Here is an 11,945-nt window from a genome sequence, read left to right on the forward strand (position 1 = left end):
TTTCTCTCCTCCGCAGCACGCGAGGGTTACGACGTCTTCTGGGCGGAGGCGACGGTCTCGCCGCCGTCCACTGCCGCCGCCCGTGCACCGTGACGGGGGTTCGCCGACTTGGCGGGCGTATACGTGTACCCCACGAGTGGGGTGACGTTCGGCCCGTTCTGGGGGACCTTGTTGATCACTATCCCTAGAGCCCGAGCGCCTACGGTCGTCAGCATCTGCAGGCTTCGCGAGAGCTCGTTGGCCGTGATCGCCTTGCGACCGAAGCCAACGACCACGATCGCCCCCGCGCAGCGCTTGGACAGGACTGCTGCGTCCGTCACCGGCAGCAGAGGAGGTGCATCGACCAGGACCACGTCGTAGGCCTGCTGCAGACGTTGCAGCAGTTGCTCCATGGCGTCGCTCACCACGAGGTCCGACGGGTTCGGCGGGATGGTCCCGGCCAGGATGACGTCCATACCGTCGCGGTACTCCTGAACCACCTGGCTCCAGTCCGCCCTGCCGATCAAGGCGTCCGTCAACCCCACTGTGCTGGAGAGACCGAGGTAGGCGGCCGTGCGTGGCCGGCGCAGGTCTGCCTCGACAAGACACACGCGAAGCCCACCCTCGGCCATGGTCACAGCCAGGTTGACGGCCGTGAGGGTCTTGCCCTCTCCAGGCATCGATGAGGTGACCACGTAGGAGCGCTGCCCCTGAGGAACATCGAGGAACTGCAGGTTGGTTCGCACCTGGCGCAAGGCTTCAGCCCTCACGCCGTGCCGGTTGTCGAGCGTGATGATGGGCTGCTCGTCCGCCGTCCGATCCGCGGGGATGCTGCCCATGACCGGCGTGGGCGTGACCGCCTTCACATGCTCCTCCGACTTGATCCGTCGGTCCAGAGCCTCCCGACCCACCGCCGCGGCGAGCCCGGCCGCCATGCCTGCCAGGAGGCCGAGGATCAGGTTGAGCGTCGGGTTCGGGGAGACGGGATGCAGCGGCGTCCGAGCCGGATCGACCACGTTGATACTGACGACCGAGTTCTCCTGGCTGGTGCGCGCCGGCTCGAGGGTCGGCACGGTGGCCATGAACTGGGCAGCGATCGCGTTGGCAGTGTCGGCCGCCTCCTGGGCGGACTCGTCCTCTACCGTGATGCGAACGACGACCGTCTCGGGCACCACCGTGGCGCTGACCCGCTCCGACAGAGCACCCACCGTGTCGTCGAGGCCGAGATCCTCGATGACCGGGTCAAGAATCACGGCCTTGTCGACGATCTCCACGTAGGACTTCACCCGGTCCAGCACGAAGTCGGATCCTTGCATGAGCTCGGAACTGGTGGACCCGAGGTCCGGGGCGACGAACAACTCGCTCGTGGCCTCGTACTTCTCCGGAATGGCCACAGTGATCAGCACGGCGCCGACGATGCCCAGCTGGATGCACGAGAGGACGAGGAGCCATCGCTGACGGAGAACCCGCCAGTAGTCCATCAGCTCCACGAGCTGCACCTCGCCTCGCGAGTCAGCGCAGCCGAGGGACCTGCACAGATAGCGCTACGCTCACCCGGCATGTCAGGACGCCACCACTCGCTCCAAGGCACCGCGCAGCAGAGTGCTGCTCGTGTGCACGGTGTAGGGGAAGTACACGATCTCGACCCCCACCTCTCGGAACGTGGCTTCGAGCTCATCACCCTTGGGCGTGCCACGCCAGTCGTCCCCCTTGAAGAGGACGTGAAAGCGCAGTTTCTGCCACATCTCGAGCTTGGACTGCACCGCCTCGGCCACCACCTCATCCACAAGTCGGCAGTGCTGGAGCAGCTCCATCCGCTCGAGGAGTGGGACGACTGGCGCCCTCCCCTTGGCTGCCAGGGCCTTCTCGTCCGAGACCACCCCGGCGATCAGGTGGTCACAGTGCTCACGCGCACGAGACAGGATGTTGACGTGCCCGACATGAAACATGTCGAAGACACCAGGGACGTAGCCGACTCGGCCTGATCGCGACGTCACGGAGTCGTGATTCTGAACCATGGATCCTCTTTCGAGAGGCAGACCAGCGAAGTGACGCGAGCATAGCGCGAGCATGACGTCCGCGAATAGACCTGTGGGATGATTTTTCCAGCACCACACCAAGGCAAAGTAAAGCTTTTGCAAAGTCCACTCCGTCATCAGGGAGTGAGGCGAGCCCGAACGGCCGGTCCGCCACGTCTCGCCCGACGACCGCCTCACCCCACCCGGTCATCCACCGGCACATCGCCCTCCGCACGCTTCGCGCAGTGGGCGCAGCAGTAGAACCGGCCCTCCACCTCGATGCCGTGACCGATGACCTTGCAGCCGCAGTGCTCGCAGATCGGTGCCATCTTGTGGATCGCGCACTCGAAGCTGTCGAAGGTGTGCGTCTGTCCAGCAGCCACCACCTGGAAGCTCTTGTCGTAGTCGTTGCCGCAGACCTCGCAGGTCCCCATGGTCGTCTCCTTCCAGGGGCCGGCCGGGCGCCGGCCCGATCCCTCGACGGTAGGGCCGCTGCTGGCCGGCCGCGAGCGGAAAGCTGGACAACATACCCCTGACCGCAGTCGGTCGTCTGCCGAGCGCGCACCCGGACGACGTGGCACCGTGCCGGGTATGGCGCAGGACCTGGTCTTCGCGGTGCAGCGGCACCGGGCCACGGCGCGGCACTACGACTTCCGGCTGGAGCTGGACGGGGCGCTGGTCAGCTGGGCGGTGCCGAAGGGACCCACCCTCGACCCGGGCGTGCGGCGGTTGGCCATGCGGGTGCCGGACCACCCGATGGAGTACCTGCACTTCGAGGGCGTCATCCCGGAAGGAGACTACGGCGGAGGGGACGTGATCGTGTGGGACACCGGCGTCTGGGTGCCGGTGGGCACGGACGACCCGGCCAAGGCCCTTCGGGACGGCGAGCTGCACCTCGACCTGCACGGGGAGCGGCTGCACGGACGTTTCGTGCTGGTCCGCACCGGGCAGGAGCGGGACCTCGAGCGCTGGATGCTGCTGCACAAGCACGACGAGCACGCCGTCGAGGGCTGGGAGGCCGAGGACCACCCCCGCTCGGTGCTCAGCGGGCGTACGAACGACGAGGTCAAGGCCGACCCCGACTACCTCTGGCGGTCCGACGCACCTGCCGACGAGGCGCAGGTCGGGCTCAAGCCGGCGACACCCGACCCGCCGACCGAGGACGAGCTCGCGGCGCTCGACGCCCTTGGGACGTCCGGCAGGTGGGAGGTCCTCGGCCGAACGCTGAAGGTCACCAACCTGGACAAGGTGCTGTTCCCCGGGCGGGAGGGCGAGGAGCCGCTCACCAAGCGGGACCTCATCAGGTATGCCGCGCAGATCGCGCCCGTCTCGCTCCCCTACCTCGCCGGGCGGGCCCTCAACCTGCACCGGTACCCGGACGGGGCGGACAAGAAGGGCTTCTGGCACAAGGAGGTGCCCGACCACGCGCCCGACTGGCTGCCACGATGGGACAACCCGGACGCCGACCCGGGCGAGACTCGCACCTACCTCGTCGTGGACGAACCGGCGGCCCTGGTGTGGGCGGCGAACTTCGGGGCGCTGGAGTGGCACCCGTGGACCTCGCCGACTGCGGCGCCGGACCGGCCCTCCTACGTCATGTTCGACATCGACCCGGGCGGGCGGACCAGCTGGGAGGAGACGCTCGTGCTGGCCCGACTGCATCGCAGCGCCTTCGAGGCGATGGACCTGCGCGCCTACCCCAAGGTCACCGGCCGGCGAGGGATCCAGGTCTGGGTGCCGATCCGGCGCGGCCCTGACTTCGCCCAGACCCGGCGCTGGGCGGAGAAGGTCTCCCGCAGCATCGGCGCGGTCGTCCCGGAGCTGGTGAGCTGGACGTGGGAGGTCAAGGGCCGCGGGGGCCTGGCCCGCCTGGACTACACGCAGAACGCGGTCAACAAGACGCTCGTCGCCCCGTACAGCCCCCGGCCCGCACCGGGAGCGCCCGTGTCGACGCCAATCACCTGGGACGAGCTGGACGACCCTGACCTCAGGCCAGACCGCTGGACCGTGCGGACGGTGCTGGACCGGCTGGCCGACGTCGGCGACCCGTTCCGCGGCGTGCTGCACCTCGACCAGAAGCTCCCGCGGGTCAGGTGACCGATGTCGGCCGGCCGCAACGTCGGCCCTAGAATCAGCCGTGCTCTTCGGAATCCCTGACTACTGGGCGTTCGTCGTGGCCGGCCTGATGATCATCCTGCTGCCGGGCCCGAACTCCATCTACGTGGTCTCCCAGTCCGCCCGCCGCGGCCGTGCCAGCGGGTATGCGGCCGCCGCCGGCGTGTTCCTCGGCGACGCGGTGCTCATGGCGCTGACCTACCTCGGCGCGGCGTCGGTCCTGCGCACGCAGCCCGTGCTGTTCCAGGTCGTGAAGTACCTCGGCGCGGCATACCTGGTGTGGATCGGTCTGCGCCTGGTGCTCGCCGGGCTCACCAAGATCCGTCGTCCACAGCCGACCGGGCCCGTCGAGCAGGCTCCTCAGGTCAGGGGGCACGGCTCGTTCGCGACCGCGCTGCTGCTGAGCCTGCTCAACCCGAAGGCCATCCTGTTCTACGTCGCCTTCTTCGTGCAGTTCCTCCGACCGGACGCGGCGGACCCGCTCGTCACCTTCCTAGTGCTGGCCACGACCCTGGAGGTGCTGAGCATGCTCTACCTCAGCGTGCTCATCGTGGCCGGCACCGCTCTGGCTGCCCGCTTCCGCCAGCGCCAGCGGGCCGCCGGCGGGTTGACGGCCGGCGTCGGCACAGCCTTCATGGGCTTCGGCGTCAGTCTGGCAAGCACCACGCTGGGCTGACGTCGAGGGGCATCGCCGACGCTGCCGTCCCGGGGTCGAAACGCAGCCGGCCGTAGGTCAGGACGTCGATCCGCTCACCGTCGATGAGGAACTTCTCCCGCTCGCGGCCCTCCTGCACGAAGCCGGCCGCCAGCGCCACCCGGCCGGAAGCCGGGTTGTTGACCCGGTGGCCCAGCTCGAGCCGCTCCAGGCCCCCGCCGTCGGGCTGGGGCTGGAGCGCCCAGTCGGCGACCGTGGCCACCGCGCGTGCGGTCACTCCCTGGCCGCGGTGCGCCGCGTGCATCCAGTAGAAGACCCACCCGTTGCGGTTGACCTCGTCGACGCCGACCGCGACCAGGCCAACCATCCGGTCGCCTTGGCAGATCGCGAAGGAGCGGCGGGATCTCTCTCCGAGCCACGCCACATACCCCTCCGCTGACTTCGGGTCGGTGACGTCCCCCTGCCGCGCCATGTCGGGTGCGGACCGGAAAGCGTCGAGCACGGCCTGGGCGTCAGTCGCATGCACCGGCCGCAGCCGGTAGTCGTCCTGCGCGCCTGTCACGTCACCCACTCCTCGAAGATCAGCCAGGTCCGAGTGCCGCGGACGCCGGGGATCGCCTGGATCTGGCCCAGCACCACCTCGCGCAGCTCGTGGTTGTCGTGCGCGCGCACCTGCACCAGCATGTCGAACTCGGCGCCGACCAGCGCCACCCGCTCCACGCCCGGCAGCTCGCTGAGCGCGTCGCGGACCTCGCGCCAGGAGCCCTGCTGGATGGACACCGAGACATAGGCCGCGGTGGCCAGGCCGAGCCGGTCGGGGTCGACCTGGGCGGCATACCCGGTGATGACGCCGTCCCGGTGCAGCCGCTCCAGGCGCGTGTAGGCGCCGGCCCGGGAGATGTGCACCTGCTCGGCCAGCGCGCGCACGGACAGCCGCCCGTCGACGCGCAGCAGCGCGACGATCTGCCGGTCCGTGTCGTCCAGGGCGGCCATCTGTCTGCCCGACCCACCGCGCGGGGCACCCGGTCTGGACGTCTGGCTGCTCGGCATACCGCAAGCATGCCAGATGTCCAGACTTGACCCCAGGGATGGAACGGAAACCTGCCCAGGCGCGACGATAGGGGGCAGACGTCTATCTCCCAGACACAGGAGTCTGCATGACCAGCGACATCGCCGACCTCCTCCCCTGCCCCGAGCCGGTGCGCTTCCTCGCGCCGGACGGGACGAGGGTGGAGCCCTCCGCGCAGGCGGCCGCGCGCGGCTACGCCTTCCCCGAGCCGGAGGAGCTGCTCGCCGTGTGGCGCGCGATTGTGCTCGGACGCCGCTTCGACGCCCAGTCCACGGCGCTGACCAAGCAGGGGCGGCTGGCGGTCTACCCCAGCTCCCGTGGTCAGGACGCCTGCCAGGTCGCCCCGATCCTGGCGCTGGAGGAGCAGGACTGGGTCTTCCCGACCTACCGCGACTCGATGTCGCTGGTCACCCGCGGCATCGACCCGGTCGAGGTGCTGACCCTGCTGCGCGGCGACTGGCACTGCGGCTACGACCCGCAGAGGACCCGCACCGCCCCGCAGTGCACCCCGCTGGCCACCCAGGCCGTGCACGCCGCGGGCAGCGCGCACGCGCTCGACCGTCGCGGCGCCGGTGCCGTCGCGCTCTGCCTCATCGGCGACGGCGCGACCTCCGAGGGTGACTTCCACGAGGGCCTCAACTTCGCGGCCGTCTTCAACGCCCCGACCGTCTACCTGGTGCAGAACAACAAGTACGCGATCTCCGTCCCCCTCGCCAAGCAGACCAAGGCGCCGACCCTGGCCTACAAGGGGATCGGGTATGGCGTGCGCTCCGAGCAGGTGGACGGCAACGACCCTGCCGCCGTGCTGGCCGTGATGAAGGCCGCGTACGCCCATGCCCGCGGGGGCAAGGGCCCGGTGCTGGTCGAGGCGCACACCTACCGGATGGAGGCGCACACCAACGCCGACGACGCCACCCGCTACCGCACCCCCGACGAGGTCGACGAGTGGACGGGACAGGATCCGATCGTGCGGCTGCAGACCTGGCTGGTCGCTGAGGGCCACCTGGACGAGGAGCAGATCGAGCAGGTCAGGGCGCAGGCCGAGGAGCAGGCCGCGGCGCTGCGCGACCGGATGAACGCCGAGCCGGTTGTCGAGCCGCTCTCGCTGTTCGAGCACGTGTATGCCGAGCCCACCCCCCAGCTGCTCGAGCAGCGGGCGATGGTGCAGGCCGAGCTGGCCGGTCAGGCCGCGAGCGCCGACGACGCGCAGAGCGCCGGCGCGGGGAGTTCCGGGCAGGACGCGATGAAGGAGAGCACCCGATGAGCCAGACCACCTTCGCCCAGGCCCTCAACCAGGCCATGCGCGACGCGATGACGCAGGACCCCGACGTGGTCGTCATGGGCGAGGACGTCGGCGCGCTCGGCGGCGTCTTCCGGATCACCGACGGGCTGACCCGGGACTTCGGCGAGGACCGGTGCATCGACACCCCGCTCGCCGAGGCCGGGATCGCCGGCTTCGCGGTCGGGATGGCGATGCAGGGCTTCCGCCCGGTCATCGAGATGCAGTTCGACGCCTTCGGCTACCCCGCCTTCGAGCAGGTGGTCTCGCACATCGCCAAGCTGCGCAACCGCACCCAGGGCAAGCTGGCGATGCCGATCGTCATCCGGATGCCCTATGCCGGCGGCATCGGCGGCGTCGAGCACCACTGCGACTCCTCCGAGGGCTACTACATCCACACCCCCGGCCTGCACGTCGTCACCCCCTCGACCCCCGCCGACGCCTACTCGCTGCTGCGCGAGTCGATCTTCTCCGACGACCCCGTCGTCTTCATGGAGCCCAAGCCGCTCTACTGGTCCAAGGCCGACCTCGACCTGCCCCTGAGCACCGAGCCGATCGGCACGGCGGCCGTGCGGCGCTCCGGGAGCGACGTCACGCTGATCACCTACGGCCCCCAGGTGCCGAACGCGCTCAAGGCCGCCGAGGTCGCCGCCGCCGAGGAGGACTGGGACGTGGAGGTCATCGACCTGCGCAGCCTGGTGCCCTTCGACGACGCGACCGTGCAGGCCTCGGTGCGCAAGACCGGCCGGGCCGTCGTGCTCGCCGAGGCGCAGGGCTTCGGCGGCATGGGTGCCGAGATCGCCGCCCGGGTGCAGGAGCGCTGCTTCCACTCCCTGGCCGCCCCCGTGCTGCGGGTCAGCGGCCTGGACATCCCCTACCCGCCGCCCAAGCTGGAGCACACCTACCTGCCCGGCGTGGACCGCATACTCGACACCATCGCGCGGCTGCAGTGGGACGACGAGCCGGACCTCACCCACGCCTCCTCCCACGGCACGGAGGTGGCGGTATGACGCAGGTCTTCCGTCTCCCGGACCTGGGCGAGGGACTCACCGAGGCGGAGATCGTCGCCTGGCACGTCCGGGTCGGCGACGAGGTCGGGGTCGACCAGGAGGTCGTCACGGTCGAGACCGCCAAGGCCGCGGTCGAGGTGCCGATCCCGTTCGGCGGGACCGTCTCGGTGCTGCACGCCGAGGAGGGCCAGGTGCTCCCGGTCGGCGAGCCGTTGATCACGATCGGTGAGCAGGTTGTCGTCGGCTCCGACGCTGCCCGGGTGAATGGCACGTCGGCGGCTGCCGAGGTGGCCGTGCCCGACGGGGCAGGTGGCGAGCAGTACCGCACCGAGGAGCGCGCCGGTGCCCGTGTGCCCGAGGCCGAGGAGGACAAGCCGGAGCGACCGCTCATCGGGTATGGCGCGAGCGAGCAGCCCGTGCGCCGGACCGGCGGGCGGCGGCGCAGGCGGGGGCAGCTGGTGCCCGAGCCGATCGCGGCAGCGACACCCAGCGGCCGCCAAGCCGTGCGGGTCATCTCCCCGCTGGTCCGACGACTGATTCAACAAGCTGGTGTCGACCCCAGCGAGATTCGTCCCGGGCCGACCGGGGTCATCCGCCGCGTCGACCTTGAGGCCTATCTCACGGAGCAGCGGGGAGGGCCTGTCCCGGGTCAGGAGCGAAGTGTGTCGCCGGTCGCGGCAGAGCGTGTCACCGCTCGGGAGGCGACCCGAGTCCCGATCCAGGGCGTGCACCGGATCATGGTCGAGCGGCTGTCGACGTCGCGTCGCGAGGTCCCGGACGCCACCACCTGGGTGGACGTGGACGCGACTCGGCTGATGAAGGCCAAGGACGCGCTCAAGGCGGCCCGGCCCGAGGCGGGGATCGGTGTGCTCCCCCTGCTGGCGCGGATCGTGGTGGCCGGGCTGGCGGCATACCCCGCCCTGAACTCCTCCGTGGACGTCGAGGCTGGCGAGATCGTCCAGCACGGCGGGATCAACCTGGGCTTCGCGGCGCAGAGCCCGCGCGGCCTCGTCGTGCCGGTGGTGCACGACGCGCATGCGCTGAGCACGGCCGAGCTGGCGCAGCGGCTGCGCGAGCTGACCGCCAGGGCGCGGGAGGGGAAGCTGTCGCCGGCCGAGATGACCGGCGGGACGTTCACGCTGAACAACTACGGCGTCTACGGCGTCGACGGCTCGACCCCGATCATCAACCACCCCGAGGCGGCGATGCTGGGCGTGGGCCGGATCGTGGACAAGCCGTGGGTGCACCGCGGGAAGCTGAAGGTGCGCAAGGTCACGCAGCTGTCGTTCACCTTCGACCACCGGGTCTGCGACGGCGGGACCGCGGGCGGCTTCCTGAGGTTCGTCGCGGACTGTGTCGAGGATCCGCGGAGGTTGCTGGCCGACCTGTGAAGGGACGTGACATTTGGTCCTGGCCGGATCAGTGTCACGTCTGTCCGCAGGCAGCGCCGGGCGACCCAGCCGCGCCGCATAAGGTCACCCCATGAGCGAGATCACCGCGCAGTCAGAGCTGGACGCGACTCCTGACCAGAAGGGCCGGTGCGAGCCACGCACCGTCGTCGCGAGCGCCCTGGCGCTAGGTGCCCTGACCCTGCCCGACCACACCCGCATGGGCAGCGGGCAGCGTCACCTGCTGCGGCTGGCGCGGTCGGCCTACGTGGGCTGGTACACCGCCGACATGGCGCGCGGCAGCTCGGTCCCCGACGTGTCCCCGGTGGCCTTCGGGGCGGTCTCGGGCATGGCGGCCGGTCTCATCACTGCGCCGATGGACGAGGCGACCGACAGGTGGGTGGCCGACCGCCTCCGCGCCTGGGGCGTGCCCCGTCCCCGCCTGGCTCTCGCGCTCATCGGCGCAGGGATGGGAGCGCTGCTGGCCCTGGACCAGCAGCGCCAGCAGGCCTCGGTGGACGAGGACGAGCTGCTCGAGCCCGACGACTTCTTCGAGTCCGTCGACGTCCCCGACCACGCCCGGGCCCTGGTGCAGGCGATGCTCGACGCGGCGGGGTCTCCCGCCGGCGACGCGCCCGTCCCGGCCGGGCTGGCCGGGACCGCCGCGACGCTGCGCGGCCAGCTCGACCACGCCCGGGCCTCCGTCCTGCGCGACCAGCCGCTGAGCACGGACGTGCACTTCGAGGTCCCGCCGGAGACTCCGCGCGTCGTCCCGCACACCCAGGGGTGGCCCGTGCGGGCCCACTTCGAGGCCGGTGGGCTCCCCCTGCAGGTCGAGCTGTGGATCGGCAACGGCTACCTGAGCCACCTGAGCATCATGCTGCGGGACGACGACCTGGCCGAGGACGACCAGCGGTGGGAGATCGACATCCTCGACGTGCTGGAGTCCTGGCCGGCCCCCGAGCAGGTCCGCCTGGTGGTGGAGACCCCCGACGGCTCGCGGCCGGTCGGCTGAGACACACGCTGATCGGTCTGCTGGACGTCTGCTGGTCTGCCGCACCCGCGGAACTACCGAGCCACCTTTGCAGCTCCCCGCCACCGTTGCAACGGTGGCGAGACCCTCCAAGGGTGGCTCACTCGCCGAAGAGGTGCCGCGCGCGCAGCCGGTCGGCTGACCCTCAGGCCCGCAGCTGCAGCGACGTCACGCAGGTGGGGTCGCCCTCGCCGGTCTCGAACGCCGCCACCCCGGTCAGCTCGCCCTGGGTGATCGTCACGGTGCCGTGGGCGTCCTTGGGCAGCCAGTAGCCGACGAAGCCGTTCGCCCGGGTCGTGACCTGCTCGTCGACCAACACCTCGCCGAGGTGGTCGACGATGTGGACGTGCACCTCCTCGTCCACCATCTCCCCCTGGCAGCCGCCGAGGGCGTGGAAGTGGCAGGGGTGCGTCTGGTCGACGTAGGGCGCGATCGAGACGTAGACCAGGTCGCCCGGGATGGGGACGGTGATCTCCTCCTCGCCGTCACCGAAGACGACGTCGTCGGTGCGCACCGAGGCCTGCACGCTCAGCGGCCGCTGCTCGTCCACCCGGTCCAGGGTGGTGATCGCCGCCCGGACGCCCGCCTGGGGGTCCACGCCATACCCCTCGAGCATGGCGGCCACCTCCTGGGGCAGTGGCTCGTCGGCGGAGGTGTCGGGCTCGGGGGCCGGGACGCTGCCGACGGTGGCGGTGTCCTGAGCCGCGGCCCCAGGCGTGCCGCTGGTCGGGGCGCCTCCGTCGGCCGAGCTGCACCCGGCGATGGCGACGGCGAGCGCGGCGAGCAGGGCGGCGGAGCGGAGCGTCATGGCGGGTCCTTCACGTGAGTTGTTACTACGAGTCGTAGTGTAACTGTCACGCCGGCCGGTCTGGGACGCTGAGGCCATGCACCCCACGAACCAACGAGTCCTCGACGCCGTCACCGCGGCCGGGATCGAGCCCCGGATGGTCTTCCTCGACGAGCATGCCCGCACGGCCGCCCTGGCCGCCGCGCAGATCGGCTGCGAGGTCGGCGCGATCGCCAACAGCCTGGTCTTCGACTCCGACGGCGAGCCGCTCCTGGTCATGGCCAGCGGTGCCGCCCGGGTGGACACCGACCTCATCGCGAGCACTGTTGGCGCGGGACGGGTGGAGCGGGCCAGCGCCGCCTTCGTGCGGGAGGCGACGGGTATGGCGATCGGCGGCGTCGCACCCACCGGTCACCCTGCGCGGTTGCGGGCGTTGGTCGACGTCGAGCTGGAGCAGTACGAGGAGATCTGGGCCGCGGGCGGCACGCCCGACACGGTGATGGCGTTGCGCTATCCCGACCTGGTGCGGCTGACCGGGGGGACGCCGGTCCGGGTGCGGTGACGTTGGTGGGCCGGGCCAGCGGGAGAGCGTCCTGCGGGCCTGTCGGTGGC

Annotated in this window: 13 protein-coding genes; 7 read left to right on the top strand and 6 right to left on the bottom strand. The window is 70.7% G+C overall.

Annotated features, from left to right (window positions below; all coding sequences use genetic code 11):
- Positions 1-26 precede the first annotated feature (26 nt).
- The 3 genes from ESZ52_RS17560 to ESZ52_RS17570 all read right to left on the bottom strand — a co-directional run bounded on the left by ESZ52_RS17560 (position 27) and on the right by ESZ52_RS17570 (position 2,431).
- The gene (locus tag ESZ52_RS17560; protein WP_272948419.1) at positions 27-1,460 is read right to left on the bottom strand and encodes a tyrosine-protein kinase domain-containing protein; all 1,434 of its coding nucleotides are present in this window, start codon (positions 1,458-1,460) and stop codon (positions 27-29) included.
- Between the two features lie 81 nt (positions 1,461-1,541).
- Positions 1,542-2,135 (bottom strand): FAD synthase family protein, encoded by a 594-nt coding sequence (locus ESZ52_RS17565; RefSeq protein ID WP_337590179.1) that lies wholly within the window; start codon positions 2,133-2,135, stop codon positions 1,542-1,544.
- 56 nt (positions 2,136-2,191) lie between these two features.
- The gene (locus ESZ52_RS17570) at positions 2,192-2,431 is read right to left on the bottom strand and encodes a hypothetical protein (RefSeq protein ID WP_131106067.1); all 240 of its coding nucleotides are present in this window, start codon (positions 2,429-2,431) and stop codon (positions 2,192-2,194) included.
- A gap of 157 nt (positions 2,432-2,588) precedes the next feature.
- Between ESZ52_RS17570 and ESZ52_RS17575 the strand changes: the two genes are divergently transcribed.
- Entirely contained in the window at positions 2,589-4,094 is a 1,506-nt protein-coding gene (locus ESZ52_RS17575) for a DNA polymerase domain-containing protein (RefSeq protein WP_202865372.1), read from the top strand.
- Positions 4,095-4,134: 40 nt separating this feature from the next.
- Entirely contained in the window at positions 4,135-4,788 is a 654-nt protein-coding gene (gene leuE / locus ESZ52_RS17580; RefSeq protein ID WP_131106069.1) for a leucine efflux protein LeuE, read from the top strand.
- Here the strand turns inward: leuE and ESZ52_RS17585 are convergent.
- Both ESZ52_RS17585 and ESZ52_RS17590 read right to left on the bottom strand, forming a co-directional pair.
- Positions 4,760-5,329, bottom strand: coding sequence for a GNAT family N-acetyltransferase (locus tag ESZ52_RS17585; protein ID WP_131106070.1), 570 nt, complete (start codon positions 5,327-5,329; stop codon positions 4,760-4,762). The two genes, leuE and ESZ52_RS17585, sit on opposite strands and share 29 nt — an antisense overlap.
- A complete protein-coding gene (locus ESZ52_RS17590; protein WP_131106071.1) occupies positions 5,326-5,817 on the bottom strand; it encodes an Lrp/AsnC family transcriptional regulator in 492 nt (163 codons plus the stop codon). The genes ESZ52_RS17585 and ESZ52_RS17590 overlap by 4 nt, the downstream gene beginning before the upstream one ends.
- 107 nt (positions 5,818-5,924) lie before the next feature.
- On the opposite strand from ESZ52_RS17590, the gene pdhA reads away from it, so the two are divergent.
- The 4 genes from pdhA to ESZ52_RS17610 all read left to right on the top strand — a co-directional run bounded on the left by pdhA (position 5,925) and on the right by ESZ52_RS17610 (position 10,528).
- A complete protein-coding gene (gene pdhA, locus ESZ52_RS17595) occupies positions 5,925-7,100 on the top strand; it encodes a pyruvate dehydrogenase (acetyl-transferring) E1 component subunit alpha (protein ID WP_131106072.1) in 1,176 nt (391 codons plus the stop codon).
- The gene (locus ESZ52_RS17600; RefSeq protein ID WP_131106073.1) at positions 7,097-8,125 is read left to right on the top strand and encodes an alpha-ketoacid dehydrogenase subunit beta; all 1,029 of its coding nucleotides are present in this window, start codon (positions 7,097-7,099) and stop codon (positions 8,123-8,125) included. The genes pdhA and ESZ52_RS17600 overlap by 4 nt, the downstream gene beginning before the upstream one ends.
- The gene (locus ESZ52_RS17605; RefSeq protein ID WP_131106074.1) at positions 8,122-9,516 is read left to right on the top strand and encodes a dihydrolipoamide acetyltransferase family protein; all 1,395 of its coding nucleotides are present in this window, start codon (positions 8,122-8,124) and stop codon (positions 9,514-9,516) included. The genes ESZ52_RS17600 and ESZ52_RS17605 overlap by 4 nt, the downstream gene beginning before the upstream one ends.
- Before the next feature lie 91 nt (positions 9,517-9,607).
- Positions 9,608-10,528, top strand: a complete 921-nt coding sequence (locus ESZ52_RS17610; protein ID WP_131106075.1) for a hypothetical protein — start codon at positions 9,608-9,610, stop codon at positions 10,526-10,528.
- A 163-nt stretch (positions 10,529-10,691) separates the two neighbouring features.
- Here ESZ52_RS17610 and ESZ52_RS17615 read toward each other — a convergent pair whose 3' ends face one another.
- The gene (locus ESZ52_RS17615) at positions 10,692-11,354 is read right to left on the bottom strand and encodes a CueP family metal-binding protein (protein WP_131106076.1); all 663 of its coding nucleotides are present in this window, start codon (positions 11,352-11,354) and stop codon (positions 10,692-10,694) included.
- A 76-nt stretch (positions 11,355-11,430) separates the two neighbouring features.
- Between ESZ52_RS17615 and ESZ52_RS17620 the strand changes: the two genes are divergently transcribed.
- Positions 11,431-11,895 (top strand): YbaK/EbsC family protein, encoded by a 465-nt coding sequence (locus ESZ52_RS17620; RefSeq protein ID WP_131106077.1) that lies wholly within the window; start codon positions 11,431-11,433, stop codon positions 11,893-11,895.
- Positions 11,896-11,945: the final 50 nt, after the last annotated feature.

Origin of the sequence: Ornithinimicrobium sufpigmenti (assembly GCF_004322775.1) — a bacterium.
Lineage (GTDB): Bacteria > Actinomycetota > Actinomycetes > Actinomycetales > Dermatophilaceae > Ornithinicoccus > Ornithinicoccus sufpigmenti.